At 40.9% G+C, this 26,338-nt stretch carries 28 protein-coding genes; 9 read left to right on the forward strand and 19 right to left on the reverse strand.

Translation table 11 applies throughout. The features are described 5' to 3' along the window. Positions 1–8: 8 nt before the first annotated feature. The 3 genes from AC13FX_RS06565 to AC13FX_RS06575 all read right to left on the reverse strand — a co-directional run bounded on the left by AC13FX_RS06565 (position 9) and on the right by AC13FX_RS06575 (position 3,586). Complete coding sequence (locus AC13FX_RS06565; protein ID WP_482879746.1) at positions 9–2,108, reverse strand: CHAT domain-containing protein; 2,100 nt, start codon at positions 2,106–2,108, stop codon at positions 9–11. A 1,045-nt stretch (positions 2,109–3,153) separates the two neighbouring features. Next, positions 3,154–3,345 carry a hypothetical protein gene (locus AC13FX_RS06570; RefSeq protein ID WP_482879747.1) on the reverse strand — a complete coding sequence of 64 codons (192 nt, stop codon included), beginning with the start codon at positions 3,343–3,345 and terminating at the stop codon, positions 3,154–3,156. Between the two features lie 49 nt (positions 3,346–3,394). After that, entirely contained in the window at positions 3,395–3,586 is a 192-nt protein-coding gene (locus tag AC13FX_RS06575; RefSeq protein WP_482879748.1) for a hypothetical protein, read from the reverse strand. A gap of 346 nt (positions 3,587–3,932) precedes the next feature. Between AC13FX_RS06575 and AC13FX_RS06580 the strand changes: the two genes are divergently transcribed. Then, positions 3,933–4,496 (forward strand): RNA polymerase sigma factor, encoded by a 564-nt coding sequence (locus AC13FX_RS06580; protein ID WP_482879749.1) that lies wholly within the window; start codon positions 3,933–3,935, stop codon positions 4,494–4,496. On the opposite strand, the gene AC13FX_RS06585 is transcribed toward AC13FX_RS06580, so the two are convergent. The 7 genes from AC13FX_RS06585 to AC13FX_RS06615 form a co-directional block, all read right to left on the reverse strand. After that, positions 4,497–5,105: a DUF6992 family protein gene (locus AC13FX_RS06585; protein WP_482879750.1), complete on the reverse strand. Its 609-nt coding sequence runs from the start codon at positions 5,103–5,105 to the stop codon at positions 4,497–4,499. It lies immediately after the preceding gene. A gap of 12 nt (positions 5,106–5,117) precedes the next feature. After that, complete coding sequence (gene pdeM, locus AC13FX_RS06590; RefSeq protein ID WP_482879751.1) at positions 5,118–5,783, reverse strand: ligase-associated DNA damage response endonuclease PdeM; 666 nt, start codon at positions 5,781–5,783, stop codon at positions 5,118–5,120. Then, positions 5,783–8,242: a ligase-associated DNA damage response DEXH box helicase gene (locus AC13FX_RS06595; protein WP_482879752.1), complete on the reverse strand. Its 2,460-nt coding sequence runs from the start codon at positions 8,240–8,242 to the stop codon at positions 5,783–5,785. Before AC13FX_RS06595 ends, pdeM begins: the two co-directional genes overlap by 1 nt. Positions 8,243–8,305: 63 nt before the next feature. Then, positions 8,306–8,674 (reverse strand): hypothetical protein, encoded by a 369-nt coding sequence (locus AC13FX_RS06600; RefSeq protein WP_482879753.1) that lies wholly within the window; start codon positions 8,672–8,674, stop codon positions 8,306–8,308. A gap of 22 nt (positions 8,675–8,696) precedes the next feature. Continuing rightward, the gene (locus tag AC13FX_RS06605) at positions 8,697–9,911 is read right to left on the reverse strand and encodes an alanine dehydrogenase (RefSeq protein WP_482879754.1); all 1,215 of its coding nucleotides are present in this window, start codon (positions 9,909–9,911) and stop codon (positions 8,697–8,699) included. Between the two features lie 86 nt (positions 9,912–9,997). Next, on the reverse strand, positions 9,998–11,995 hold the full coding sequence (gene ligA, locus AC13FX_RS06610) for an NAD-dependent DNA ligase LigA (protein ID WP_482879755.1): 1,998 nt from the start codon (positions 11,993–11,995) through the stop codon (positions 9,998–10,000). 13 nt (positions 11,996–12,008) lie between these two features. After that, positions 12,009–13,085: a helix-turn-helix domain-containing protein gene (locus AC13FX_RS06615; protein WP_482879756.1), complete on the reverse strand. Its 1,077-nt coding sequence runs from the start codon at positions 13,083–13,085 to the stop codon at positions 12,009–12,011. Between the two features lie 97 nt (positions 13,086–13,182). Between AC13FX_RS06615 and AC13FX_RS06620 the strand changes: the two genes are divergently transcribed. The 7 genes from AC13FX_RS06620 to surE all read left to right on the forward strand — a co-directional run bounded on the left by AC13FX_RS06620 (position 13,183) and on the right by surE (position 18,110). Next, entirely contained in the window at positions 13,183–13,884 is a 702-nt protein-coding gene (locus AC13FX_RS06620) for a ComF family protein (RefSeq protein WP_482879757.1), read from the forward strand. A gap of 31 nt (positions 13,885–13,915) precedes the next feature. Beyond that, the gene (locus AC13FX_RS06625) at positions 13,916–14,593 is read left to right on the forward strand and encodes a hypothetical protein (RefSeq protein ID WP_482879759.1); all 678 of its coding nucleotides are present in this window, start codon (positions 13,916–13,918) and stop codon (positions 14,591–14,593) included. A gap of 25 nt (positions 14,594–14,618) precedes the next feature. Next, complete coding sequence (locus AC13FX_RS06630; protein ID WP_482879760.1) at positions 14,619–15,236, forward strand: histidine phosphatase family protein; 618 nt, start codon at positions 14,619–14,621, stop codon at positions 15,234–15,236. A gap of 119 nt (positions 15,237–15,355) precedes the next feature. Beyond that, positions 15,356–16,048, forward strand: a complete 693-nt coding sequence (ubiE, locus tag AC13FX_RS06635; protein WP_482879761.1) for a bifunctional demethylmenaquinone methyltransferase/2-methoxy-6-polyprenyl-1,4-benzoquinol methylase UbiE — start codon at positions 15,356–15,358, stop codon at positions 16,046–16,048. Positions 16,049–16,081: 33 nt separating this feature from the next. Continuing rightward, entirely contained in the window at positions 16,082–16,516 is a 435-nt protein-coding gene (gene fabZ, locus AC13FX_RS06640) for a 3-hydroxyacyl-ACP dehydratase FabZ (protein WP_482879762.1), read from the forward strand. Continuing rightward, the gene (gene panB, locus AC13FX_RS06645; RefSeq protein ID WP_482879763.1) at positions 16,513–17,343 is read left to right on the forward strand and encodes a 3-methyl-2-oxobutanoate hydroxymethyltransferase; all 831 of its coding nucleotides are present in this window, start codon (positions 16,513–16,515) and stop codon (positions 17,341–17,343) included. The genes fabZ and panB overlap by 4 nt, the downstream gene beginning before the upstream one ends. Then, positions 17,340–18,110: a 5'/3'-nucleotidase SurE gene (surE, locus tag AC13FX_RS06650; RefSeq protein WP_482879764.1), complete on the forward strand. Its 771-nt coding sequence runs from the start codon at positions 17,340–17,342 to the stop codon at positions 18,108–18,110. Before panB ends, surE begins: the two co-directional genes overlap by 4 nt. On the opposite strand, the gene AC13FX_RS06655 is transcribed toward surE, so the two are convergent. Continuing rightward, positions 18,111–18,962, reverse strand: a complete 852-nt coding sequence (locus AC13FX_RS06655; RefSeq protein ID WP_482879765.1) for an alpha/beta fold hydrolase — start codon at positions 18,960–18,962, stop codon at positions 18,111–18,113. Between the two features lie 6 nt (positions 18,963–18,968). Beyond that, entirely contained in the window at positions 18,969–19,403 is a 435-nt protein-coding gene (locus AC13FX_RS06660; RefSeq protein ID WP_482879766.1) for a hypothetical protein, read from the reverse strand. Between the two features lie 72 nt (positions 19,404–19,475). On the opposite strand from AC13FX_RS06660, the gene AC13FX_RS06665 reads away from it, so the two are divergent. Further along, positions 19,476–20,621 carry a hypothetical protein gene (locus tag AC13FX_RS06665; protein WP_482879767.1) on the forward strand — a complete coding sequence of 382 codons (1,146 nt, stop codon included), beginning with the start codon at positions 19,476–19,478 and terminating at the stop codon, positions 20,619–20,621. A gap of 74 nt (positions 20,622–20,695) precedes the next feature. Here the strand turns inward: AC13FX_RS06665 and coaBC are convergent, their stop codons facing one another. The 7 genes from coaBC to AC13FX_RS06700 all read right to left on the reverse strand — a co-directional run bounded on the left by coaBC (position 20,696) and on the right by AC13FX_RS06700 (position 26,273). Then, on the reverse strand, positions 20,696–21,883 hold the full coding sequence (gene coaBC / locus AC13FX_RS06670; RefSeq protein WP_482879768.1) for a bifunctional phosphopantothenoylcysteine decarboxylase/phosphopantothenate--cysteine ligase CoaBC: 1,188 nt from the start codon (positions 21,881–21,883) through the stop codon (positions 20,696–20,698). Positions 21,884–21,885: 2 nt separating this feature from the next. After that, positions 21,886–22,179 (reverse strand): DNA-directed RNA polymerase subunit omega, encoded by a 294-nt coding sequence (locus tag AC13FX_RS06675; protein ID WP_482879769.1) that lies wholly within the window; start codon positions 22,177–22,179, stop codon positions 21,886–21,888. Positions 22,180–22,187: 8 nt separating this feature from the next. Next, the gene (gmk, locus tag AC13FX_RS06680) at positions 22,188–22,763 is read right to left on the reverse strand and encodes a guanylate kinase (protein ID WP_482879770.1); all 576 of its coding nucleotides are present in this window, start codon (positions 22,761–22,763) and stop codon (positions 22,188–22,190) included. 79 nt (positions 22,764–22,842) lie between these two features. Further along, positions 22,843–23,724, reverse strand: coding sequence for a YicC/YloC family endoribonuclease (locus AC13FX_RS06685; protein WP_482879771.1), 882 nt, complete (start codon positions 23,722–23,724; stop codon positions 22,843–22,845). Between the two features lie 76 nt (positions 23,725–23,800). Further along, entirely contained in the window at positions 23,801–24,250 is a 450-nt protein-coding gene (msrB, locus tag AC13FX_RS06690) for a peptide-methionine (R)-S-oxide reductase MsrB (protein ID WP_482879772.1), read from the reverse strand. Positions 24,251–24,324: 74 nt separating this feature from the next. Then, positions 24,325–25,674: a phosphoglucosamine mutase gene (gene glmM, locus AC13FX_RS06695; protein WP_482879773.1), complete on the reverse strand. Its 1,350-nt coding sequence runs from the start codon at positions 25,672–25,674 to the stop codon at positions 24,325–24,327. Between the two features lie 47 nt (positions 25,675–25,721). After that, a complete protein-coding gene (locus tag AC13FX_RS06700; protein WP_482879774.1) occupies positions 25,722–26,273 on the reverse strand; it encodes a cob(I)yrinic acid a,c-diamide adenosyltransferase in 552 nt (183 codons plus the stop codon). Between the last annotated feature and the right edge of the window lie 65 nt (positions 26,274–26,338).

Below are 26,338 nucleotides of genomic sequence, written 5' to 3' on the forward strand. Positions count from 1 at the left end.
TGAAATTATTAGGGGCTGCTTTTTTGATAAGCGGTATATCCCAAAAGAACCGTTGAGAGTGCGAGAAGAGAGACTATTAATAAAAATCCGTCCTTTTTCTGAGTGATAGGTGACGGGTTGCCGATCATCATATATGCGCCCCAAAAATGAGGATTCGCATTGGCAGATCTTAATTGATTTAATTTTGCCATTCGGATCGATTCACTCTTTGTGTGACCTTCATTTAAATAGGAGTACAAATCGGTGGCAAACTCCGAAGCAATCTTATCATTGACAGACCACAAATTTAAGGCGAGGCTTTTGGCCCCGGCATATCTCAAAGCCCTACTAATACCCATAATTCCACTTCCCTGTATATAATTTCCGGAACCGGAACTGCATGAATTCAACATAATGAACTCACTGTTCAATGGAGTATCGAACAATTCATAAGCATACAAAGCCTGTTCGGAATCAAGGTCCGAACTCGCTTCAGGATTCTTAAGGTAGATAGTTGAAAACAACGGGTTTTGCTCGGATACTTCACTGTGAGTTGCTACATGGACCAATCTCGAGTTCTCTACTGAGCGTTTAAAAGCTTCTTTAGTTGCAGCATTCCCATTATAAACCTCTTTTCGATCCAGTGAAGTAAGAGCATTTTCAATGTTATTGCTTTCTACAGTAGCATAAGGAAGAGACGGGAGGTCATTGATCGTGAAATCCTCAAAATTAGAAATCGAAAAGGCTGCAAAATCATTTGCAAGATCGTTTTGTGAAGCTCGTCTGTTGCTATCAAATTCTTTCAAAGAGGTGAAGTACCGGAAGTGAAAATCTTCTAACATATAATGAGTACTACCGAAACTGACCGGTGAATCCGGTGATCGGGTTGGAAGTACTTCCAATGGGATCCTGTATAAATAATTGTCGGGTATTACGGTAATAAGTTCTGTTTGTTCAGGAATCTCAAGATCAAGGAGATTATATAGTTCATAAAGATCTTCCAGGTTTGTAAAACCGGAAGCGAGATCATCAGCAATTTTATTAAATCGTTCTTTATCTCCTGATTCAAATGGCAAACTCTTAATTTTTATATCATTCATTGTGACCTGAGAAACATACAGCAGGTTTCCGATCTCAGTAAAATGAAGTACTAATTCTGTAGGGCCTATTGATCGCTGTAATTTCCACAGGGATGGAAGAGTGTTTTCTTTGTCGAGTTCAACCTTAGACAATATTTGTTCTCTTTGAGCTGAAACCTGGTCCATTTGTCGTTTGATCTCAAATCGTTCAGCATCAGAAGCATTCAAATATTTATTTCTAAGACTTTGCAGCCTGTCTGATAACAATTTTTCTTCAGCCAGGTCTTCTTCCGTCAATTTGTTTGCTTTTACCAGGGGACTATTATAGAGGGAGGCATCATTGATGGTTTTGAATTGTTCCAGGACCGTTAACGCATTTTGCAATTCATTTTCTTCCAGATATAATTTAAGTGCCAGTTGAAAAGCGTCCAGATATTCATCTTCAATGGTCCAGTAACCTTGTTGTGAATCGGTATTGTTCTTGGCACGGTCTATAACCTGAGTGATCACAGGTTGAATATCTTCTATAGCTTGTCTGTTATTATTGCTTCTCGAAAGATAATCAGCTTTAACAGTGAAAAATTTAACTAAAAGTTCAAAGTCCAGGTCATCTCTGGGGTAAAGGCTGATCTCACTAAGATTAGTATTTGCCTTCTCCATCTCATTGTTTTTGAGATGAATTTCTGTCAGATTAACTAAGGCATCTATGTAATTTGGGGTATCTGATTTCTGAAGGGCTAATTCTTTGGTTTCCTCAAATACTATTTTAGCTTCGTCAATTAAATCTATTTCATTTAGTATATATCCTTTTTCAAGTAATAGGTCGATGTACATATCATAATCGCTATTCACATCCAGCTCATCTTCAGCAGAAGTAATGAATCTTAAGGCTTGATCATGATCTTTTAAGGTATTCCAATAAAAAGACGCTAGATAGAAATCTATGTAGGCCATTTCAGTTTTATCACCGATTTCTCTAACTAATGCCTTTGCGAGTTCGAAATAATACATTACCGAGCTTACATCTTTTATAGATGTATAGTAGCTCATTAAGTTTCGGTATATTGTAAGTTTACTTTCAGGATTTTCAATTTCGTTATCTAATGCTCTTAGTTGTAACGATAAGTATTTATTTGATTCTCCCAATTTAAAATAACTAATGCCTAAATTTGTATAGAGAGTATATTGTTGAGAAATAGATAATGAATCATTATAAATTTGCTCATAAACATTTTTAGAGTGCTCATACTTACCCAAAGCAATGAGATAGGCACCTTGTCTGTTTTTGAGGGAATTAAGTATACTATTTTCATTTAAATACTCCGCTAGTGGAATTGAATAGTTTCGGAGTAAATCAAGAGAACTTGAAAACTTACTGTACCTGTAGTAAGTATAATCTAAAGCACCCAAGAGTCTTAAATGATCTATTGTGTAAGGAAGTTTCTTTAAGGAAAGAAATAATTTGTCAAATTCTTCTATTAAATCATATCTATCATGCTTAAAACTGAGCCTAATAACCAAGGAAGTTATAATGGATAGTTTTAAATCATTTTCTAAATTATCATTTCTTAATACTCTTACCCAATGTTCAAGTGCGGCTTTTTCATAATTTTCTTCAAAATTGTAATCTATTTCGCCACTAGGTTCTACATGAAGTTTATAATGGATGATAAAATTGTCTTCAAAGCTCAGTAACTGTTGAGTTATTTTTTGTTTTTCATTAATGAAACTATTGAATGCGTCCTTAACTTGATTTGACGAATAGTCAACATGTAAATTACTAAGTTTGTCAATTGATGAAGGGGAACAATTATGACTGATTAAAAAATTGTATTCTTCAGGAAGGTTTTGACTTTTCTCTTTAACGAGATTAAAATGTTGGCAACTGATAGTTGCTATTTCATTAATAGCCCACAGATTCCAATCTATATTAGTTCCATTAATTATTTCTTCAACAGATATTTCAATTTGACTAATTGTCTTATCCTGAATCGATGAAGAATCTGGATATAAACCTGTCAAGAGAATTAAAATGTATAATGTAATCAATGTGTAAAGTGTTTAGGAATCTTTATCAAATGTAACACTAAATACACTACCAGTCAGGTTTTTCCACGATCGGTTTCACGTCAGCGCCGCCGGAGAATACGCTGTTGTCAGTGGCATTGGTGATGGTTTCGGGCTGCTTGGCCAGTTCTTCGGTCAGCGAGGCGTCGGTCACGGACGCGCATCCAAATGAAAGGGCGACGATGGATAACAGGGCGATGGTTGATTTAAGTGATTTCATGGTAGTAGGATTTTGTTGGTTAAAAGAGTGTAAATAGGGTGTTAGATGATTACCAGTCAGGTTTTTCCACGATCGGTTTCACGTCAGCGCCGCCGGAGAATACGCTGTTGTCAGGGGCATTGGTGATGGTTTCGGGCTGCTTGGCCAGTTCTTCGGTCAGCGAGGCATCGGTTACGGACGCGCATCCGAATGAAAGGGCGACGATGGATAACAGGGCGATGGTTGATTTAAGTGATTTCATGGTAGTAGGATTTTATATTTGAGTTACATGTAAATTATTGGTCAAGTACAAGAGTAAGGTTAATACACTTTGTTACAAATTTTTAATTATCTGCATTTTTGCTTTTAAACATATGATTCCTGCAGTACATGAGTGATAACCATACCTGTTGTTACAGGCTTAATCTAATTTTTAATATTTATAGCTGCCACTAAAAGATTAAAATGGATTAATAATTCAAAAAAAATCAGTTATTATTGGAGGTGAATTCATTTTCTTAGATTTTAACAGAAGAAGATCTTAGGATCCTGTTATAATTAAGTGAATGAAAACGTTGTAAGAATTTTAAAATTACTAGTTGGTAAATTTGGCACAACAAAGAGTCGATTATTCAGAATTGGTTGAAGCGCTTCAAAAGGGAAATGAAGCTAAGGCAGGTGAACTTCTATCTGAAGTTATACCAAGGCTGGAGGACTATCTGCAAGTGGTTATGAGTGCCGAAGAGAATGCTGCCAAAGAATGTGTTCAGCAAGCTTTTCTTGATGTATTTGAGCAGATCCGTAGAAATAATATCAAAAACAATAAATACATATTCAGTTACCTCATCAAATCGTGCAGGCACGAATATATTCGTTATGTAAAGAGAGAGCATAAATTTGATTATGATGAAGAGTCCTTTAATGAGATCTACGAACCTGAGGAGCAGTTTCAGAACCTCCTGGACAAAGAAAGGCAAAGAATATTAGAAGAGTGTCTTGGTGAGCTTAGAAAGAAGTCCAGGGAGTTTATTGAGTACTTTATGGACCGCCCTGACGCAAGTACGGACGATGCGGTCGAGGAATTTGATATTTCAAACGCAAATGTCAGAACCAAGAAACATCGGATATTAAGTCGCTTGCATCACTGCTTTAAGCGCAAATCAAACCAATGATCAAAAGTAAATTCTGAAACCGTTAGAGGTGATCTGAAAGCGTTCCGGATCCTTGATGAGCTCATTTGTGAGTGGAGAATGCATGAGATATAGGATCAAGTCAAAGGCTAAAAGGAACCCTCCCTGCAATAACAGTGATTTGCCATATCCTTCCAATCTGCTGGACTTTTTTCTTAAACCCCTTTCCCAAAGCCAGGCCCCGGCTGCCAAGTACCCAAGATCAAGACCGGCATTAAACAACAAGATCTTATCGAGAGATTGTAAATCAGTAATGATATCCGGATAGGTCATTAGAGTAGCATCAGACTGGCTCAGATTATAGAGTGCAAAACCCGCGATACCAAGGTTGATAATATTCCAACCTGCATTCATTTGGTGAAAATATTTGCTGTCATTCTCGCTCAAAAAGTAACCGGTTGAACCCGAAATAAGGTTCAAAGTTGCCCAACTTCCCAGTACAATCATACCCTTTTTTTGGAGGTCAAAAGATTTTTGTGCGTAGTTTTGAGCGTCAAAAGTACTGTTTTGTGCGTGTAACAGATCAGGAAATAATACCAAAATGATAGTGCATAAAACCATTAAACCAGCAGAAATTCTAATGTAACGCATAATACATTCTTGTTATATGAGCGAGGAAACATCAACTACTTCACCATCAACAATAGCAAAAACCAGATCATTCTGCCCGGGTTCTATTAGATAAGTCCCGGTAAATGTGCCAAAAGCAGGAAGAAGTATATTTGAGTTCCCGACATAATAACATGGAGTAAATATGTTTTGACGCCCTCTGGTTCTTAATTTGACTGCGGGATGAATGTGCCCTGAAACCGGGAGAAAATCAGTATTAGTTTTTCCTTGTTTATCGTGCATGAATATAAAAGGGGATATTGTATAGGTATTTACACATTCCAGCCCAATTTTTTCAAATTCGTGTCGTGAAATGATATCATGATTACCAATAGTCAGGATCATCTCGATATCAGAATGAATCTTTCGCCAATTTTTAAAACTTTCAAATTCAGCATTATACTGACTGTGAAAGAGGTCGCCAAGAAAAATGATCTTAACAGGTTCAAGTTGTTGGATCAATTTATCCAAATTTTGAAGATTAGAGGTATTAATTGACTCGGGAACTGCAATACCATGCTTTCTGAAATGACCTGACTTTCCCAAATGCATATCTGAAACGATCAATATATCCGAGTCTTTCCAATACAATGCTTTTTCTGTTAAAAGTATCAGGTCTTGATTCATTACAGAAATCTCTAGGCTACCTTTCAGTTTCATCAAGTGTGTTTTTCTAATTGTTGTTGCATTTTTTGGATCCTATCGATCAGTTTTTCAGAACTAAGCTTCTCCCTGAGCCTGTCTACCATTATTGGAAAGGCGTACGGTGTGAACCGTTCTGTTTGTTTTAATACAATATTTTGGCCTGATATCTTTTTAAGGGCTTTACGAAGTCGTATTTCATCAAGTTGATGAGTCAACACTTCATCAAAAGCCTGTTGAAGTAATATATGGTCCGGTTCATATTCCATAAATACATCGAAAAATAGGCTACTCGACATTTGCAGGTGTTTATTTGTTTTAGTTTGTCCGGGGAACCCCTGGAATACCAACCCGGATATTTGACAGATCTCACGAAACCTGCGCTTTGCCAATTCTGCACTGTTGATACTAGCCATAATATCTTCAATCAGGTTATCAGAGGAAAAAAGGTCGTTTTTAATAGCATCTTCAATAGGGATGTCCTGATCCGAAAGTAATTCAAACCCGTAGTCATTCATAGCTATAGAAAAAGTAATGGGTATAGTAGTTGAGATTCGATGAGCTATCAGGGCTGACATTCCCTCGTGCACATACCGTCCTTCAAAGGGAAAAAAGAATACATGGCAACCTTCACGTGAAGTTGATTTTTCGATCAATAACTGATCTTCATCGGGTAATATTGACCATTTACTCTGGATATCAAATAAAGGATGAAGGGTTTTGAGTTCAATATCTGAGTGGTCACCAGAAACTGCCTGATGCATTTTCTTCCGTAAGATTTTGGTCATGTTTGAGGAAAGTGACATTCTTCCACCTAAATAGGCCGGTACTTTGGATGATTTCCCTTTTGCCCGTTTTACATATACTGTCATGTCCCTGATCTTGATCAGTTCTAAATTCCGCCCTGCGAACCAAAATGTATCACCGCTATTCAGCTGTGCTATGAACCATTCTTCGACTGCTCCCAGGGATTTTCCACTCATATATTTAACCCTAAGCATGGCATCACTGGCAATGGTTCCAATACTCATTCGATGGCGGCGTGCAACTTTACGATCATTAACCTTATATAAACCATCCTCTTCGATATCCACTTTTGAGTACTCATTATATTGACTCAGTGATTTTCCACCTACTGTAATAAACTGAAGAATAGCTTCCCATTCCTTGTAGGAAAGGGTTTGATACGCAAATGTCTTTTTAATTTCATTATAGGCCTTATCAGGGTAGAAGCCATCAGATACAGCTAATGTTACCAAATATTGTATAAGTACATCATAGGGTTTGATGATAGGGGCTCTACTTTCCATTTCTTCTGAATTGATAGCTGACCTTAATGCAGCAGCCTCTACCAGCTCAAGAGCATGTGTTGGTACAAAATAGATCCTGCTTGTTGAGCCGGGTTGGTGGCCACTCCGGCCGGCACGCTGCATAAATCGAGCCACACCTTTGGGACTGCCGATCTGAATAACTGTTTCAACCGGACTGAAGTCTACACCAAGGTCCAGACTAGATGTACAGACCACAGCTTTCAAAATGCCTTCATGCAGTGAGGTTTCTACCCAATTTCTAACTTTTCTGTCCAGTGAGCCATGATGAATAGCTATGGTTCCGGCTAGGTCCGGACGCGCTTCCAATAAGTTCTGGAACCATATTTCTGATTGGGCACGTGTGTTTGTAAAAATAAGAGTTGATCGTGATCGGTCAATGATGGGTAAGATCTTGGGCAGTAATTTAAGCCCAAGGTGTCCATGCCATGGAAAATTCTCCATTTCGTCTGGCAGGATAGATTCAGCCTGAATGTTCTTTTGAACATTTGCTTTGATCATAACTGAGTCAGAACTTTGTAATGGCCCCAGTAAAACATCTCTAGCCTCCTTTAGATTACCAATAGTTGCAGAGATGCCCCAAACTGAAAGTTCCGGTCGCATACTGCGAAGACGGGACAGTCCCAGTTCGGTTTGAATACCGCGCTTTGACCCTATAAGTTCGTGCCATTCATCTACGATCACAGCGTCAAGAAGTTTGAAGTGACGCTCATATTTCTTTTGAGCTAAGAGTATGTGTATGCTTTCCGGTGTGGTGATCAACACTTCCGGCATCTTTTGGTTCTGCTTCTGTTTTACCGATTGAGAGACATCCCCGGTTCTTCTGCCGACCTCCCATGGGATATCCATCTCATCCACAGATCGTTGCAGGGCTATTTGAATATCTTTGGCTAGTGCTCTAAGGGGAGTGATCCAGAGTACTTTAAGGCCATTATTCGATCTTGACTGATAGTCGTCAGGGTGTTCATCGATCCACTTGATTAGGTTTGGCATCCAAAGGGCGAAAGTCTTTCCACTGCCGGTTGGAGCATTCAATAAGCCACTTTTACCTTCAAGAAAATCGTTCCACACCTTTTGCTGAAATGGAAAAACTTCCCAACCATTGGAGGTGAACCAGTTTTTAACTATTTGTTGCCCTTTCGATTTCAACCTTTACGATTTGTTTCTTTTTGAAGTCTAAATTGAAACGGCCTTAAAAACATTCAATTTTAACTAGATTCCCGGAAGATAGGCTATGGGTAATAACAGTAAACTTATGAGAAGAACTATGAGCCTGAAACGTGTTTTGACAAAGACGGGGTGAAAGAGCAACCCAAAAGTTAAGGGTTTATCATCTATCATCCATTTGTAATAGTGGTGCCGATGAACTGCACCCAGCGCCATTGTAACATGGCCATGCAGTATGGTGAGCATAAACGGGATTGAAAAGAGAAATGCACCTGCATATCTCAAAATAATGTCCATCCCAAGTAAGCCTGCGCACAGATAATATGGCCAGGCAAAAAGTACGATCATAGGTACGGTCAGGATCCAGTTAATGATCGCAATACGTTTATAATTGGACTCATTCAGCTCAGACATAACAGCAACAAGTCACTTTACATTAGATTTGTGAAGCAATAAGCATTTCAATTTCCCGGTAGGGCATATCAAACATTTTGGCCAAGGATTTCTTGGTGATATTGTTTTTGTAAGAATAAGTACCGTTTCTCAGGGCCACATTTTCCCAAAGACACTCTTTAATACCACCTGCGTCACCGATGGACAAAATATATGGTACCAATACATTGTTGAGGGCATATGTTGCCGTTCTGGGTACGTTAGCAGGAATATTTGGGACACAATGATGAATCACTTCATGTTGAGAATATACTGGGTTGGAATGCGATGTTTGCCGGCTAGTGGCAACGCAGCCACCCTGATCGATAACGGTATCTACAACAACACTTCCCGGTTTCATTGAAGCGATCATTTCTTCAGTAACCCAACAAGGGGAGCGCTCTCCCTCAGCCATAGCAGCCCCAATGATCACATCTGCAAACTTGAGAGCTGAATTCAAATATTGATGATTTGCAACGGCTGTAATAATTCTTCGATCCAGGGCATTTTCAAGACGTCGTAAAGCAGTCAGGTCGGTATCCATCACGAATACCTGGGCTCCATATCCCAATGCTGTACGTGCGGCATACTCACCTGTAATACCAGCTCCGAGAATAACAACTGTAGCAGGAGGCACCCCCGATATTCCTCCCAGCATGATCCCCTGCCCGCCACTCATACTCTCCAGATAGTGAGAAGCGATCTGAACGGCCATCGACCCGGTTATCTCATGCATCATTCGAACAATAGGAAACTCTTTATCTTCACCGCGAATATATTCATAACCAATTCCCGTGATGGATTTCTTGGCAAAGGTTTCCAGGTATTTCTTTGTTTGACTGCCAATATGCAGTGCTGATATAATTGATTGATCGGGCTGAAGGTACTCGAACTCATCCTCTATAAGGGGAGCGATCTTCAGGATAAGCTCAGACTTTTTGAAAACTTCCTCACAGCTATACGCAATTTCAGCTCCGGCATCTGCGTATTCCTGATCTGAAAAATTTGCAGCATCACCTGCTCCTGTTTCAATAAAAATCTCGTGACCGTTAGCTCTTAAAACAGAAACCCCACCCGGAGTGAGTGATACCCTGCGTTCATCGTAAGAGATCTCTTTTGGTAAGCCGATCTTAAGTGAAACCTTACTTTTAGAACGGATCAAATGCTTTTCAAGGGTCTTTAATCCTATCTGTTCTGTATCAAGGGGTTTAATATCCATTTGGAGTAGACTAGGGTGATTTTTTCGAAGATAGGGAAAATTGATGAAGAGTAAGAGCTCAATACCAAAAAGCTTATGGAGATGGATTATTCTCCGATCATTTCCCTAAATCGCGCTTCATCAATTACAGTAATACCCAATTTATTTGCTTTGTCTAACTTACTTCCAGCCGACTCACCTGCCAGAACAAAATCAGTATTCCCACTGACTGAAGAGGCTGTTTTTCCCCCATGTTTTTCGATCAGGTCAGCTGCTTCTTTACGTGTAAATGTTGGGAGTGAACCGGTCAGTACAAATTTCATTCCTTCAAAGATATTTGAAACAAGGGTTTCTTCTTTCTGTTGAAACTGGAGTCCGTATTCTCTGAGTTTATTTATGATCTGCTGGTTCTTATCATTTTGAAAAAATGAAACCACTGATCCAGCAATTCTGGGGCCAATTGAGTCGACAGCTTCGAGTTCTTCTTTTGAAAGTGTCTGAAGCCGGTCCATTGTTTTAAAAGCTTTGGCTAGATCTTTTGCGACTGTTTTGCCCACAAAGCGGATCCCTAAAGCGTATATAACTCTTTCAAAAGGCTGTTCCTTACTCTTTTCAATGGCATCGATCAAATTCTGAGCACTTTTTTCAGCCATTCGTTCAAGTTTAATGATCCGTTCTTTTTGCAGTTCATAAAGGTCAGCATAGGTTTGTATGAGCCCGGCTGAGACCAGTTGATCAACCACAGATTCACCCAGCCCCTCAATATCCATGGCATCACGGGAGGCAAAATGTTCGATTCTAATTCGAACCTGTGGGGGACAGGTAGGATTAACACATCGCCAGGCAACCTCATCCTCATATTTGATCAGTTCAGATCCACAGGCCGGACAATGATCCGGAAACTTGAAGGGGGGATCACGATCTTCCCGGTCAGGATTGACCACACTTATGAGCTGAGGGATGATCTCACCTGCTTTTTCCACTACTACGGTATCGTTGATCCGTATGTCTTTGCGCCTGATTTCGTCTTCATTATGTAATGAGGCGCGTTTAACTGTGGTGCCCGCCAGTTCAACCGCTTCAAGTTCGGCAACCGGTGTGATAGTTCCCAACCGGCCTACCTGAAGAGTGATATCATTTACGGTAGTGGTGGCTTGTTCAGCTTCAAATTTATAAGCGATAGCCCATCGTGGGAATTTAGAAGTACTTCCCAACTGATCACGCAAATGGCTTTGATTTACTTTGATGACCACGCCATCCGTTTCATAAGGCAGTTTGTGACGAAGTTCATCCCACTCTGAAATAATAGAGTGTACCTCATCAATTTTCGAACATATGCGATAGTGTTGTGATACAGGAAAACCAAATTCCTGTAACATTTCCGCCTTACGATATTGAGTCAGTGAATCGTCTTCACCATCCAACAGCATGTCGAATGCAAAGAAACGGATAGGACGCTGCGCCACCGCTTTCGGATCCTGCATTTTCAGGGAGCCGGCCGTGGAGTTTCGTGGATTGGCAAACACATTAAGGCCTTCTTCTTCCCTGCGTTCGTTCAACCGGGCAAAAGCCTCTCTTTCCATATAAGCTTCACCACGCACTTCAACAACATCAGGCACATTTTCGGGTAATTCTAGAGGAATATCCTGGATGGTTTTCAAATTGTTGGTGATATCATCCCCCTGTTGCCCATCCCCACGGGTAGCACCAAGTACAAACTTTCTATTCTCATATCTCAGCCGAATGGAAGCCCCATCAAATTTTAATTCGACCATATAGTCATAATCATCATGGCCCAGGATCTTTTTTACACGCCCATCAAAATCATTTAGTTCATCTTCATTATAGGTGTTATCAAGACTCAGGAGAGGAACCGGATGCTGGACTGTTTCGAAGTTTGAGGAAACATCTCCACCAACACGTTTGGAAGGGGATTCCGGGTCATGCAGGCCAAACTCATTTTCAAGTTTCTGAAGTTCTTTGAGTTTATCATCAAACTCTTTATCACTAATGAAGGGGAGAGCCTCCTGATAGTAAGCTTGATTTGCCTTGTTTAAAAGTTCGCGTAATTCTTTTACTCGCTCCTTAGCTTCACTCTTATTCATGAATAATGGGATACTAAAATCTTATAACATATTCGGTACTATCCGGAGCCCCGACCTCTAATGGAAATACAGCGGGGGCGGGTTCAAGAAATTCCGGCTGATCTAATATAGATCTTGTGATCAAAATTGCATTAAAGGTCTCATCAAAATAAGACTGGCGTGGATTTTCAATGATGTGGCCATTAAACAGTAATAGCATGCGACTGTATTGGCCATCCACTAATAAACTGTCACGAAATTCAAAATTAAAAGCATCACCCTGTTCCATCCAAAATGGATTTGTTTTCCAGTTAAAATCACTTGTGACTCTAACAGGTTCCAGTTTGTCAAAAGCAGCATACACCGTTACTGTAAGTGTATCTCCCAGTATTATCGGGGTGTTGTTAACCGGATCCGGTATTTGGTTGATCGTATCCGGGCTTTGAGTCGCAGAAGGAATATTTCCTGCCGTGGGTATTTGCGAATCATCTTCTGTTGTAGAAGGTTGAACTGATTCAACTTGTGGCTTCTCTACCTCATCACTACTGAATACTGCTGAAAGACTGTCCCAATAGAATATAGTTGCCAGTATGGCGATCACTAAAACAACAAGAAATGAGATGATCACCCAAAGATTTGAATGTTGTCTGACGGAAGTGAATTTTTTCCCCATATCTGCCCAATTTACAGAATGGACATCAGTTTGAGGAGATGTTTTAGGCTCTTTTGGGGTGGGTGTCGGTGTTGGTATTGGTTTGGGGTCTGATTTTGTTTCTTCCTCAATCGGTTCAGAACCTTCAGGATCAATATTTTCGATCCTTTGATTTATTTCATCCGGCCTTTTAGTATCAGCCAGAAGGCTACCTGAGTAAGTTCCGGCTTCCATTTCATTCAGAGCCTGTACTATCTCAGTATCCGGAATGCCAAGAACTTTGGCATAACTTCTAACAAAACTTCGGATATACGTTTTTGTTTCACCGGAATCGGTGAATATGGATCCATCTTCAATACTTTTCAGCGTTAAAAGCGGAATTTTTATTTCATTTTGTATATCCTCTAAAGAGAGGTTCTGTTTTTTGCGTATAAAGGCAAGATCTTTTCCAAGAGACATAGAATCCAATTTGAGTCTAAACAATATCTGAGAGAAGCTAAGTAATATATTGTGTTAGGAAAAGCAAACTTTTGCTTTAAATATAACGGGGATAGATATGGGTCTAAAACGGTTCAAGGATGGGTTGCTGGAAATATTATTTCCAAAAGTTTGTGTGGTTTGCGGACATAGTTTATCAGCCTATGAAAATGTGATCTGTGTGGAATGTCTGGGTTCAAAATTTGAAGAAACGACTCCCAATGGTTCGTCAACATCCGAAGGAGTTCTTCTGCCTGAGGGGATACAATTTCAACATGCACTTTGGACCTTTGATAAAGGAGGATATCTGCAGGAACTGCTTCATCAGTTAAAATATCACCGAATTACGGGAGTCGGTGTGGATATAGGGAGACAGATCGCAAAAAGCATGGAGCGAAATCCATTGTTCAAGGACTTTAGTAAAGAAGAATATTATCTGCTACCGGTTCCACTGCATTCCAAAAAGAGGAGAGTACGGGGATATAATCAGGCTTATTATATTGCAAAGGGTATTTCAGATGTAACCAAAGTGAAGATATTGCCTAAGCATGCTGTTCTGCGAGTCAAGAATACTATGACCCAAACGGGTTTTTCTCTTGAAAAACGAAGAAAGAACATTGAGAATGCGTTTAGGGTTACAACTCAGGATACCATAAATGAGAAAAATATCATCATTGTAGATGATGTATTTACCACAGGATCTACTTCTTTTGAATTAGCTTCTGTACTTAAAGCCTCAAATTGTAAAAAAATTGCTGTTGTAACCATTGCCCAGGCATGAAAGAGTGTCTTATTAAGGGTATATTCAGTACATGGAAAATTTTAAAAGAGGACGAAATGAGTGGCAGATGCTTGAACTACCCAATGGCATCACAACTTCTGAGGGTAGTTGGTATCATATTACAAGAGATGGTATCGAAAGGTACGTACCCGGTTTGCTGAAAGAATTTACATTGGAAAAGATAATCAGAGAAGCAGATGCCTGGGTGAAGAGTTCAGATGGGTTGGCTCTTATGCTCTATTTTATTTTGGTATACGCAACGGTGAATCCGCTTATTGCAATGGGGATCTCGTTGCTCTTTTATTTTGCCTGGTACTTCAATACGAGTGTGTTTGTTAATGTTGCCACCACTCCGGTAGCAAAGGTTCTTAATAACGATGGTTTTGTTTATACAGTATCCGCCATCTTTTTGATTGGTATGACCTTCAATGATTTTATTTCAGATTTAGGAATTTCTATTGATTTCAGTGCTATTTGGTACGGATTGGGACTATTTTTCCTTTACAAGGTTGGTTTATTAAGGATGCTTTTAAACTTTATCAGGAGTAAGTTTGGAACAGAATCATCTATTTCAAAGCAAGATCGGGTGTTAAATATGTTGCTAATCAGGTATGGAATGAAGACGGGGAACCTGACTGGAAAAGTCCAAGAAATGGAGAAAGAACTGATCCGAGTTGCCAACTATCATAAAACAAAAAAGAAAAAATAAGTATTTACAGAACTTATCAATATTTATGAGGCAGTTATTTTTTATCCGTCACGGAGAAACAGACAATAACAAGGCAGGAATTATTCAAGGGAGAAGTATTGATGCTTCCATAAATAAGGTTGGGAGGAGACAAGCTGAAGCAATCAAGCAGGCCCTTCAACCATATGATATTCATAGAATTGTTGCCAGTGGTTTGAGGAGAACCCATGAAACTTTAGAACCTTTGGCAAGTGAAAGGAAGCTGGAAGTTGAGAAATATTCAGAACTGGATGAGATCAATTTTGGGATATTGGAGGGGCAATCATTCAAAGAGATCAAGGGAGATGTGCTGGAAGTTCATGAACAATGGAAGTCCGGGAATGTGCATTTTGCACCCCGTAATGGGGAATCGCCACAGGAAGCCTTTAACCGGGCAAATGCAAAGATCATAGATGTGCTTGAGGCAACTGAAAATGAGAATATTGTATTCATGATCCACGGAAGATTGACTCGAATTTTGTTATCCGAATGGCTGGGATATGGGTTGAAAAACATGCATAAGATCGAGCATCAAAATGGGGCGATCAATCATTTGTATTGGGAAGCGGGCACTTTTGAAGCGGTTAGACTGAATATGACCGATCACCTGGTTGAACTGGTTTAAATCTTCATCAATCTTTACTAATTGAACTGTCATTATTTGCTTATCTTTTCAGGCTGTAAGAACCATTTTAATCAGCTTCTTGTTTTTTGATTTTAGAAAGCTAAATGAATTAAAAAAGTATGAGTGAAAAAGTAAGATCCATGTTTGCAGACATAGCCGATGATTATGATCGGATAAATAGTGTTCTCTCGTTTGGAGTGCATCATGCATGGAGAAAAAAAGCCGTTCTTGAAAGTGGTGCCCATGAAGGTGATCATGTATTGGATTGCGCCACCGGAACCGGTGACCTGGCTATTGAATTCAAAAAAACAGTGGGTGATTCCGGGTATGTATTAGGAACCGATTTTTGTGCTCCTATGATCGAACCGGCTCCTGATAAAGCTGAAAAAGCCGGATTGGTCATCGATTTTGAAGTGGCTGATGCCATGAATCTTCCCTATGATGATAATAAATTTGATATCGCAAGCATCGCTTTCGGCATAAGGAATGTGGATGAACCGGTCACAGCACTGAAAGAAATGGCTCGAGTCGTAAAACCGGGTGGAAGGGTTGTGGTACTTGAATTTGGTCAGCCAAGGGGGTTGATGAAGTTTCCTTATGAATTATACAGTCAGCATATCATGCCGGCAATTGGCGGATGGTTAAGTGGAAACAGAGAGGCTTACACGTACTTACCACGAACCAGTGCAAAATTCCCGGCCGGGGACAAATTTCTGTCTTTGATGGATGAATCCGATTCTTACGAAAGCCGGAGAGCTGTAAAGTTAACCGCCGGAATTGCATACGTTTATGTAGGAGTGGTCAAGAAATAGTATATTCTTTCCCGAATAAAAAAAGATAGTTTAATGAATATAGAACAGATCAAAAAAATACTGCCACATCGGTATCCTTTTTTATTGGTAGACCGTGTGTTAGAGGTAGACGCTGAGAGCATCAAAGCTTATAAAAACGTTACTGCGAATGAGGAATTTTTTAATGGTCATTTTCCTGGGCAACCCATTATGCCGGGAGTGTTGCAGGTTGAAGCTTTAGCTCAGGCCGGGGCCATAATGCTTATGTCGCAGTCAGAGGATCCTGAGAATACACTCATGGTTTTTACAGGCATCAACAAATGTAAATTCCGGAAACAAGTTGTTCCCGGTGACCAGCTGATGCTTGAAGTCGAACTTGGGAGCAAAAAACGGAATTTTGTAACCATGACAGGCAAAGCCACCGTTGATGGAAAGGTAGCTTGCGAACTTGAGGCTTCTGCGGCATTGGTTCAGCGGGAGAATGTATGAGTACCCAGAAATCTTCTGATAAGCCAGCTAAAATTACCACCCAGACCGTCGTGGATATGAAGGCCAAAGGGGAGAAGGTCTCCATGCTGACGGCTTATGATTTTACCATGGCCCAGATCATTGATCAGGCCGGCATTGAGATCATATTGGTTGGTGACTCAGCCAGTAATGTGATGGCCGGTCACGAAACTACGGTACCGATGACACTGGATCATATGATCTATCATACTTCTTGTGTGGTGCGTGGAGTCGATCGGGCTTTAGTGATCGCAGATCTTCCATTTATGAGTTATCAGGTAACCACTAAAGAGGCTCTTATTAGTGCGGGACGCATGATGAAAGAGGCCGGTGCCCATGCCGTCAAGCTTGAGGGAGGAGAGTACATTGTTGATACCGTTAAAAGAATTGTGGACGCAGGAATTCCTGTGATGGGCCATTTAGGGTTGACTCCCCAAAGCATTTATAAATTTGGTACCTATAAAGTACGGGCTACAGAAACTGAAGAAGCTGATGATCTGATCCGTGATGCCAAATTGCTGGAGGAAGCAGGGTGCTTTTCGCTGGTTCTTGAAAAGATTCCTGCAGACCTGGCAGCAAAAGTATCTGCTGAATTATCCATTCCAACTATTGGTATTGGTGCAGGCCCTTCATGCGATGGACAGGTATTAGTGATCCACGATATGCTGGGATTGAATAAAGAGTTCAATCCACGATTTTTGAGGAGATATGCAGATCTGAATTCAGTTATGACCGAGGCTGTTCAGAATTATATCAAAGATGTTAAGAGTAAAGATTTTCCAAACAAAGACGAGCAATACGGCGGATGAGCGACTCCAGTAGACCATTTATTTTAGTTAGTAACGACGATGGAATCTTTTCACCGGGTATCAAGGCCTTAGCAGAGGTAGCTGCTGAATTTGGAGATGTTTACATCGTTGCACCTGATAAAGAACAAAGTGCGGTTGGGCATTCCATTACGATTCAGGTTCCCCTGAGGTCAAGCAAATTTACCGTTGCCGGAAAGTTTGATGGTGAGGCTGTAAACGGTACCCCGGCTGATTGTGTGAAATTAGCTCACGGGCAGCTTTTGGATAGAAAACCTGATCTGGTGGTAAGCGGGATCAACCATGGAAGTAATGCCGGCATTAACATTATGTATTCGGGTACCGTGAGTGCTGCAACGGAAGGGACCATACTTGGTTATCCATCCATTGCTGTAAGCTGTACAGATTTCAGTGAGGATGCCAATTTAAGAGGTTGCCAGGAAGCAGCAAGGAGAGTGATCAGTTTTGTTCTTAAAAATGGATTACCCCGTGGAATAACACTCAATGTAAATGCTCCGGCCGGTGAATTTACGGACATAAAATGGACTCGTCAGGCAGATAGCCGTTATGTTGAAGAATATGAAAGCAGGGTAGACCCTTTTGACCGTGCTTACTACTGGCTGACCGGTAAGTTTGAATTACTTGACGAGGGAAATGATTCCGATATTCATGTTTTGAACAAAGGTTTGGCATCAGTCACTCCGATCCATTATGATCTTACAGCTTATCGTTTGCTTGAAAATGTTGATGAAAGGAGCCTGAACGAATAGTCAATGTTCGTTACTTGCCAGGTGTTTCAGCAGGTTCAACCAAAACAATTCATAAATTTTCTGACTTTCCTTATTCATCTGCAAATGCATCTGAGATATGTGAGATAAGGGTATTGTTTCTATATGTTTGGCCCATTTTGCGCTTTCAACAGATACAAACGTGTCATTTACCCCTTCCCTGTCAAAGATCTGGTTATTCTGAAATTTGAGTACCGGATTAACAGAATTTTTGGTGCCTTTTCCAACGGCTGCACTGTAGGAATAATAGGAAACGTCTTCCACATCCGGATTCTCAGGATTAAAGACCTGCTTAGTGTAATCCGCTGTGAGCTGCTCAAGAGACCCTAAGGCATCACTCTTAATTTTTGGGTAGATGTTATCTCCAAACCAATCGAACATCACGCTTAGTTTTTCGGTAACCAGTTCAGGCGTTTTAAGAATAAGATCAGCTAAGGGAGAGCCATGATGAGGAGTTGCTATGGTGGTTAGACTCGCCACTTTATCAGCTATACCGAGATTCGAAAGAGCATAACGCATATCCAATCCTCCCATGCTGTGAGAGACCACATTTACCTTATCACAATTGAAATCATTGCAAAATTCATTGATCAATCGTACCCAGTTTTCGGCTCTTGTTTCAATTCTTGCATAGGGTACAATATTCGGCGCAATAGCAGCAACACCATGTCCACGAATTTGCATACAGGGATCGTGCAGTGGCCCTTTTTTAATAACTGAACCGATGGCTCCATATCCGTGGCATAAAAATATGGGATGCTTTAACCTAACAAGGTCAGGTTGTGGAAACTCTTTGAGTTCGAACCGTTTTAAGAGATTATTTCGGTCAGGCATTGTGAGTCATTGAGTGGATAGAGAATCGAGTTCCGGATCGCTTGTCAAACGTATAGTTCGTATAACGGTATCTTCATGATATACATATATGTGCATATCACGTGAAGGAAATTTTATAATAGCCGGGACCTCAACATCAAATTTTTGAAGGTTTTGATGCAGGTCAACATGAAAAAGTGTCTTGGAAAATTTAGTTGGTACACGTACCCGGTGCTCCTTCCTGAAAAAACTTGAATCGATCCTGATAACGGAAGTGCGTATCTGTCCTGGAAGAATTTGCGAGCTGCTAAAATGTGAATTGATCAACGAATCAAGCTGTTGATCCGATTCTAACCTGTAAACAGCCCTTTCAGGGGTAGCAGCTAATATGATCCCACTTATCACACATGAAACGAATAGCAGGCCTGTAATGATCTTTTTGCTGTTTTCTTTACTAAACATGAACCGTAGTTGGTATCTAAATTTCAGTAATTTAACTTACGCAAAATCTATAAACTTCTGCCATAAAAGGATATGACAATTCAGGTCCGGAAAATTACTTCAAAAGAACAGATTGATGAGTTTCACCGGCTCCCCAAAAAATTAAATCAGGGAAATAAGTGGTATAGACCGCCATTCAGGTTTGAAGTTGAAAATGTATTCAACCCCGATAAAAATGAACGGTACCAAAAAGGAGGAGAATGTGAGCGGTTTTTGGTGTATGATGACAATGAGGTAGTGGGGCGTTTTGCGGTCTTCACAGATCCAGAAAAAGACAAAGCATATAACCCAAAACTTGGTGGGATTGGGTTCATTGAGATGAAAAAAGAACCGGAGGTGGCACAAGCGATCATTGATTTTGCAAAAGAATGGCATAGTGAAAGAGGCAATGCAGGTTTTCGGGGACCGATCAATTTTGGAGAAAATGACACGTTCTGGGGTGTTTTGATCGGTGGTTTCGAGGATCATAATGTTTATGGAATGCTCTATCACCCGGAATATTATGAAGAGCTTATTGAGCAGACCAAACCGGAAAAATTTGATGACCTCTATATGTATCAGTTGCATTTGGATCAACCGCTACCGGAACGGTTATTGAAAATTACGGATCGATTGAGATCAAAAGAAAATGTTGTGATACGGCCTATTGACAAAAAGAATTTAATGCGGGATGGAGAATTGATCCGACAGGTCTACAATCGGGCATTTCACAAGCAGATCATACAGGAAAGGGAGGAAGAGTTTATTGGGATCAGTGAGGAAACGATCCGTCAGATGGTTAAGAAATTGAAGCCCGTATTGATGCCCGGAACATCTCCGATCGCCTTTGTGGATGGTGAACCGGCTTCATTTCTGGTAAGTGTGCCTGATCTGCATGAAATATCGGCCAAAACAGGTGGCACCTTAAAATGGTGGCAATTGCCCCGCTTGTTCGGATTTAAGAAAAGAGCGGTCAAATTTCGGCCGTTGGCTTTTGGAACCGATCCCAGATATAGGGGGAGAGGTTTGGAAGCTCTGGTTTTTATTGAAGGATTTAAGTGGACTATAGAACACTATCCAAACTTAAAAGTGTTGGAAGGTGGGTTTGTGAGTGAAAAGAACTGGATCATGAGAAGAAGTCTGGAAGCTTTAGGATGCAAAATTGCAAAGACCTATCGTGTGTACAAATGGTTGTGTTAGGGATGATGTGAAAGGTTGTATTGTAGAAACTAATTCTGTAACCCTTAAAATTCTCAAATTCCAACACACGATACCTATCTAAAGATCGTATTCAGTATTTCTATCGCAATATCTTGCTTGGGGCCTTCGAAGGATTTATCTGAGTCGGTACTCAATAAATGTACTTTATTAGTATCGGATTCAAAGCCTGATCCTTTTTCTGAGAGAGAGTTTGCTATGATAAAGTCAGCATTTTTCCTCTCAAGTTTTTGGGTAGCGTTCTTGATCAGGTCCTCCGTTTCCATGGCAAATCCGATCAGGGTTTGACTCTCTTTTTTATGTTCCCCAAGCCAAGCCAGAATATCCTGGGTCTTTTTAAGAGGGATACTATCTTCGCCCTCTGACTTCTTGACCTTTTGGTCATAAACTTTAGCCGGGGTGAAATCAGAAACTGCGGCTGCCATTATGATGACATCAGCATTCTGATAATTCTGTACGACTTCAAACAGATCTGCAGCGCTTACGATCTTTTCAGTGTGAATACCATCAGGGATTGGAATAGAAAGAGGGCCGTGGATAAGGGTTACGTCAGCTCCAAGTTTCTGTGCAGCCTGTGCCATAGAAATGCCCATTTTACCCGAACTTGGGTTTGATATGAATCGCACAGGGTCGATATACTCTCTGGTTGGTCCCGCAGTGACGATCACTTTCTTGCCTTCCAGGGGTCCTTTTATAGAACCTATAATTTCTGAAGCCTTATTGAGAATTGCTTCAATTTCCGGTAATCGCCCTTTGCCTTCCAGACCACTGGCTAAATACCCGCTTTCAGGCTCCAACAAGTGATAACCTTGTTGTCTGACCGTTTTTAAATTTTTGGAAACACCGGGTGCTTCATACATTTCACCATCCATAGTAGGGCAGATGAGGACGGGGCATCGGGCAGCTAAAACGGTACTTGTTAGCATATTATCCGAAATGCCGTTCGCGACCTTGGCGAGGGTATTAGCCGTACATGGGGCGATCACAAACAGGTCGGCCCATTCTCCCCAATTGATATGCCGCGTCCAATCTGTGGATTCCCCTTCCCCCGGAAAAATATCAACAGCCACATCGTGACCTGATAGTGATGCAAAGGTCTCTAAACCAACAAAGCGGGTGGCCGAGGGTGTCATGGTGACACGGACTTCAGCTCCCGCTTTTTGAAATTCTCTAAGTAGAAATGCAGCTTTATATGCTGCAATACCCCCGGTAACACCAAGAATTATGCGTTTACCGGAGAGCATGATCAGTCTTCTTTGTCAGGGTGACGGTAATAGATCTGGTCATTTTCCATTTCAGTTACCGCCCGCTGAGTAGCGTGTGGTAATTTCTCAAAGGCTTTTGAAATGTTTTCCTGCTCTTCGTTGAAGGAAAACTCGTCTTCTTCTTCAAACCCTTCGAAATATTGCAGTTTTTCGTCAAGCTCCAATTTTTCCTGAGCAGCTATCTGACGGGCTCTCTTCGACAGGATAACAAGTAACTCATATTTGTTACCTGTTTTAAATTTCAGTTTCTCTATGTCTAATGTTTTGACTGCCATGGATGGTATCAGTTTTGATTCATGAATTTGACAACGGCTTGCTTAACATTCCTGTAAGCCGTTTCAAGGTCATCATTTATAATTACCTGATCAAAACGATCAGCGTATGTAAGTTCTTCTTTTGCACGTTCAAGCCGCAGAGAAAGTGTTTCATCATCTTCAGTCCCTCGGTCGGTCAAACGCTGTTTCAAGATCTCTATAGAAGGTGGCTTAATGAATAAACTCAGGCATTCATCACCGTAGATCTGTTTTACATTAACGGCACCTTTTACTTCGATATCAAGCAGAACAAAATAGCCCAAATTTAGTTTTTTATCAACCTCTGAACGCAATGTACCGTATTTCTTTCCGCCATAGAATTCCTCCCATTCCAGAAAGTCACCACTATCTATTTTTTTGTCAAATTCTTCATCGGAAAGAAAGTGGTAATGAATTCCATCCTTTTCACCTTCGCGGGGTGGCCGTGTGGTTGCTGATACAGAAAACTTTAGGTTTTCAAAATCCTCAAAAAGCATCCTTGCAAGGGTTGTTTTGCCACTTCCACTGGGTGCCACCAATATGATTACTTTGCCTTTTTGAGCCATTCTGGAATTAAATATTCAAGATTAAAAATGAAAAATAAAGAGATAATTTTGAACCTTTAATTTTTCATTTTGAATTAGATCATTCGACGTTTTGGACTTGTTCGCGGATCTGTTCCAGGGCTTCCTTACACTTTACCACATACTGAGCGATCTCAGAATTGTTTGCTTTAGAGCCTATTGTATTAAGTTCACGATTGATCTCCTGAGTCAAGAAATTCAACTGTCTTCCCGCCGGTTCAGGTTGTTCAACCGCTTCCTTGAAAAACTTGAGGTGTGATCTGAGTCTGACGATCTCTTCAGTTACATCCATTTTATCGACAAGGATGGCAACTTCCATCTCTAGCCTTTCAGGGTCGATCTTATCTTCATCGATAAGGTTGTTGATGCGCTCCAAAAGTTTTTCCCGGGTTTCTTCAGCCCGACCATTTGTCTCTTTAGTAATGATCTCAATATTATCGTCTATGAAATCGATTCGGTCGATCAGATCTTTTTTTAGCTGATCACCTTCCTGTGTCCTCATTTTGAGCAGTGATCTCAGGGCTTCCTGAAGGGCCTTTTCAGCTACTTCCCATTTTTCTTCCAGTATCGCTTCATCTTCTTCCTTATTGATGAAAACATCATTGAACTGAGTAATATCTCTGATCGTAACAGGTTCTTTTATGCCGGCAGCTTCTTTCAATTCCTTGATAATTTTGGAATAACCAATAACTTTATTGGTATCTACTGCAATTGAGGGGCCCGCAGAGTCAGCTTCTGAAACATTTACCGTGATATTGAGTTTTCCACGATTCACGGATTTCTGAACTAATTCTTTCACTTCCAGTTCCTTATCTTGTAAACGCTGTGGAAGTCGTGTGCTTACGTCAAGATATCTGCTATTCAGTGATTTGATTTCAACGGTAGCTGTGATCCCATTTTCAGAGGTTTCACCGCGACCGAAACCGGTCATTGATATGATCATTTATTCAAAAGCTGATGAAAATTGAGCGAGAAAATACAAAAGTAAACAGGGGATAAGAAATAACAATCAGTAATTATTATGCATCCTCGGTTTTTTTCAGGCTCACAGCATTCATGCAATAACGCAATCCACCTGGTTTTGGACCGTCAGGAAATACGTGACCCAAATGGGCATCGCAAACATTGCACAAGGCTTCGATACGAACCATCCCGTGAGAGGTGTCCATTTCATATTTCACGGCATTTTCTTTGATCGGTTGGGTGAAAGAAGGCCATCCGGAACCACTTTCGAATTTCTCCCCGGCATCAAAAAGTTCCGTACCGCAACATACGCATGAATAGATCCCCGGGTCGAATTTATAACAAAGATCACTGGAACCCGGACGTTCAGTGCCTTTTAAACGGGTGATGGCATATTGTTCATCAGTGAGTTCTTTCTTCCACTCCTCAGCAGTCTTTTCCACTCTTCGGTCCGGTTCAGGATTACCATTCTTGGCAAATTCTTTAAGATCTTTCCAGGTCAACATGCTTCAATAATTTGATTTTAATTGTAAGTTTTTAACACGCTGAGTTATAGCTGCGTTCTGAGGCCTGGCATAATTTACTTAAGCAGATCAAAGATCTTATTCGCAAAAGCTTGAGCTGCTTCCGGTGTGCGTCCTTCAGAATAAATACGGATAATGGGCTCCGTATTTGATTTTCGAAGATGCACCCAGCCTTCTGCAAAGTCGATCTTTACACCATCAATGGTATTTGGATCCAGGCTTGAAAAATGTTCTTTGACCATTTCAAGAACATCATCAGCATCCTTACCCAATTCGTTTAGCTGAATCTTATTTTTGCTCATATAATAGTCAGGCAGGGTAGAACGGTATTCAGAAGAACTCATTCCCTTTTCGGCCAATAATTGAAGTACCAAGGCAACGCCGACCAATGCATCCCGGCCGTAATGAAGATCCGGACAGATCACCCCACCATTGCCTTCTCCGCCGATCACAGCATCATGCTCCTGCATGACTTTCACCACATTGATCTCCCCAACAGCTGATCGATAGCATTTTTCACCATGTTCACGAGCTACATCATCTGATACCCGGGAAGAGGATAGATTTGTGGCACATGCACCGGGTTTCTTGGAAAGGATAAAATCGAAAGCTGTTGCCTGAGTATATTCTTCACCAAATAATTTTCCGGTATCATCAACAAGTGCGAGGCGATCCCCATCCGGGTCTGTGACCACACCAAGATCTACTTTCTTTTCCTTGACCAAGCCGCAGATCTCAGTTAGATGTTCGGGCAGTGGTTCAGGGTTGTGTGGGAATAGTCCATTTGGGGTACAGTGGATCTTATGAACGGTGTTAACCCCCAGGCGTTCCAAAAGTCTGGGAATAGCTTCAGATCCGGCTCCGTTCACGGCATCAACAGCTACAGAGAAATTCTTTGCAGCGATCTCTTCTTTTTTGATGTATGGCAGTTCCAGGATCTTATCAATGTGATCATCCAACAGATCGTGGTCTTCCGTGATAGTTCCGATCTTGTCATAGGATTTGTAATCAAATTCACCCGACTCTGCGATCTCGATCACTTGTTTACCCTGATCGGCATCGAGGAATTCACTTTTTTCGTTCAACAATTTCAAAGCATTCCATTCAGCGGGATTATGACTGGCTGATATGATAATACCTCCGGCGGCTTTGTGTTTTAAAACCCCCATGGCAACAGTTGGGGTGGGGACAATTCCTACTTTCACCACATCACAACCCACACTGGCAAGCGTTGCTGAAACGATATCTTCGCATATTTTTCCAGTCACTCTGGAATCTCGTCCAACCACTACGGTTCCACCGTTGAGCCAGGTACCATAGGCGGCTGTAAATTTTGAAAGATTTTGAGGAGTAAGGTCTGTGCCGAAAATGCCCCGAATCCCCGAGACAGAAATCATTAATGCCATAAAAATAGTGTTATTAGAATTGAAAATTCAGTGTAGGGGTGTTGTATCTATTTGGAGCGTTCAGGGATCCACGGAGTTTCCTGATCTCCCGCATCTTTATTTTCAAAGCGTGCGAGTACGAAAAGAAAATCTGACAGCCTGTTGATGTACATGATGGCCACTTCCGAGATCTCTTCTTCATGGCGGCATTCAACCGTGATGCGTTCAGCTCGTCTGCAAATAGTACGTGCAAAATGCAGTGTGGCTCCGGCTTGGGCACCACCCGGAAGTATAAAGTTTTTAAGAGGTTCCAGTTCTTCCTCCATCTCATCGATGGCTTTCTCCAGAAACTCCACTTCATTATGGCTGATCCGGTTGATCCGGACGTCCTTGGATGCGGGGGTAGCCAGATCGGCTCCTAATATGAATAACTGCTGTTGTACGGTTTCAATAAACTCTGCGCCTTTTTCAGACAAACCAAATGATGTGGCCATGCCTAAAATTGAATTCAGTTCATCAACTGTGCCATAAGCATCAATGCGTTTAGAACTTTTGGACACACGTTGCCCTCCAAAGAGAGATGTATTACCACTGTCGCCTTTCTTGGTATATATTTTCATGATCTGCAATTTTGTTTGAAAGTAAGGGTTTGCAGACTAAGCTGCATTTTTGTGAAATTCGTTTC

The sequence above is a fragment of the Gracilimonas sp. B-17 genome (assembly GCF_056857935.1).

Excerpts from the sequence above, each read along its gene's own strand:
- AC13FX_RS06565 (WP_482879746.1), bottom strand. The coding sequence starts at position 2,108 with ATGAGCTACTATACATCTATAAAAGATGTAAGCTCGGTAATGTATTAT.
- AC13FX_RS06570 (WP_482879747.1), bottom strand. The coding sequence starts at position 3,345 with ATGAAATCACTTAAATCAACCATCGCCCTGTTATCCATCGTCGCCCTT.
- AC13FX_RS06575 (WP_482879748.1), bottom strand. The coding sequence starts at position 3,586 with ATGAAATCACTTAAATCAACCATCGCCCTGTTATCCATCGTCGCCCTT.
- AC13FX_RS06585 (WP_482879750.1), bottom strand. The coding sequence starts at position 5,105 with ATGCGTTACATTAGAATTTCTGCTGGTTTAATGGTTTTATGCACTATC.
- pdeM (WP_482879751.1), bottom strand. The coding sequence starts at position 5,783 with ATGAAACTGAAAGGTAGCCTAGAGATTTCTGTAATGAATCAAGACCTG.
- AC13FX_RS06600 (WP_482879753.1), bottom strand. The coding sequence starts at position 8,674 with ATGTCTGAGCTGAATGAGTCCAATTATAAACGTATTGCGATCATTAAC.
- AC13FX_RS06605 (WP_482879754.1), bottom strand. The coding sequence starts at position 9,911 with ATGGATATTAAACCCCTTGATACAGAACAGATAGGATTAAAGACCCTT.
- ligA (WP_482879755.1), bottom strand. The coding sequence starts at position 11,995 with ATGAATAAGAGTGAAGCTAAGGAGCGAGTAAAAGAATTACGCGAACTT.
- AC13FX_RS06615 (WP_482879756.1), bottom strand. The coding sequence starts at position 13,085 with ATGTCTCTTGGAAAAGATCTTGCCTTTATACGCAAAAAACAGAACCTC.
- AC13FX_RS06620 (WP_482879757.1), top strand. The coding sequence starts at position 13,183 with ATGGGTCTAAAACGGTTCAAGGATGGGTTGCTGGAAATATTATTTCCA.
- AC13FX_RS06625 (WP_482879759.1), top strand. The coding sequence starts at position 13,916 with ATGGAAAATTTTAAAAGAGGACGAAATGAGTGGCAGATGCTTGAACTA.
- AC13FX_RS06630 (WP_482879760.1), top strand. The coding sequence starts at position 14,619 with ATGAGGCAGTTATTTTTTATCCGTCACGGAGAAACAGACAATAACAAG.
- ubiE (WP_482879761.1), top strand. The coding sequence starts at position 15,356 with ATGAGTGAAAAAGTAAGATCCATGTTTGCAGACATAGCCGATGATTAT.
- fabZ (WP_482879762.1), top strand. The coding sequence starts at position 16,082 with ATGAATATAGAACAGATCAAAAAAATACTGCCACATCGGTATCCTTTT.
- panB (WP_482879763.1), top strand. The coding sequence starts at position 16,513 with ATGAGTACCCAGAAATCTTCTGATAAGCCAGCTAAAATTACCACCCAG.
- surE (WP_482879764.1), top strand. The coding sequence starts at position 17,340 with ATGAGCGACTCCAGTAGACCATTTATTTTAGTTAGTAACGACGATGGA.
- AC13FX_RS06655 (WP_482879765.1), bottom strand. The coding sequence starts at position 18,962 with ATGCCTGACCGAAATAATCTCTTAAAACGGTTCGAACTCAAAGAGTTT.
- AC13FX_RS06660 (WP_482879766.1), bottom strand. The coding sequence starts at position 19,403 with ATGTTTAGTAAAGAAAACAGCAAAAAGATCATTACAGGCCTGCTATTC.
- AC13FX_RS06665 (WP_482879767.1), top strand. The coding sequence starts at position 19,476 with ATGACAATTCAGGTCCGGAAAATTACTTCAAAAGAACAGATTGATGAG.
- coaBC (WP_482879768.1), bottom strand. The coding sequence starts at position 21,883 with ATGCTCTCCGGTAAACGCATAATTCTTGGTGTTACCGGGGGTATTGCA.
- AC13FX_RS06675 (WP_482879769.1), bottom strand. The coding sequence starts at position 22,179 with ATGGCAGTCAAAACATTAGACATAGAGAAACTGAAATTTAAAACAGGT.
- gmk (WP_482879770.1), bottom strand. The coding sequence starts at position 22,763 with ATGGCTCAAAAAGGCAAAGTAATCATATTGGTGGCACCCAGTGGAAGT.
- AC13FX_RS06685 (WP_482879771.1), bottom strand. The coding sequence starts at position 23,724 with ATGATCATATCAATGACCGGTTTCGGTCGCGGTGAAACCTCTGAAAAT.
- msrB (WP_482879772.1), bottom strand. The coding sequence starts at position 24,250 with ATGTTGACCTGGAAAGATCTTAAAGAATTTGCCAAGAATGGTAATCCT.
- glmM (WP_482879773.1), bottom strand. The coding sequence starts at position 25,674 with ATGGCATTAATGATTTCTGTCTCGGGGATTCGGGGCATTTTCGGCACA.
- AC13FX_RS06700 (WP_482879774.1), bottom strand. The coding sequence starts at position 26,273 with ATGAAAATATATACCAAGAAAGGCGACAGTGGTAATACATCTCTCTTT.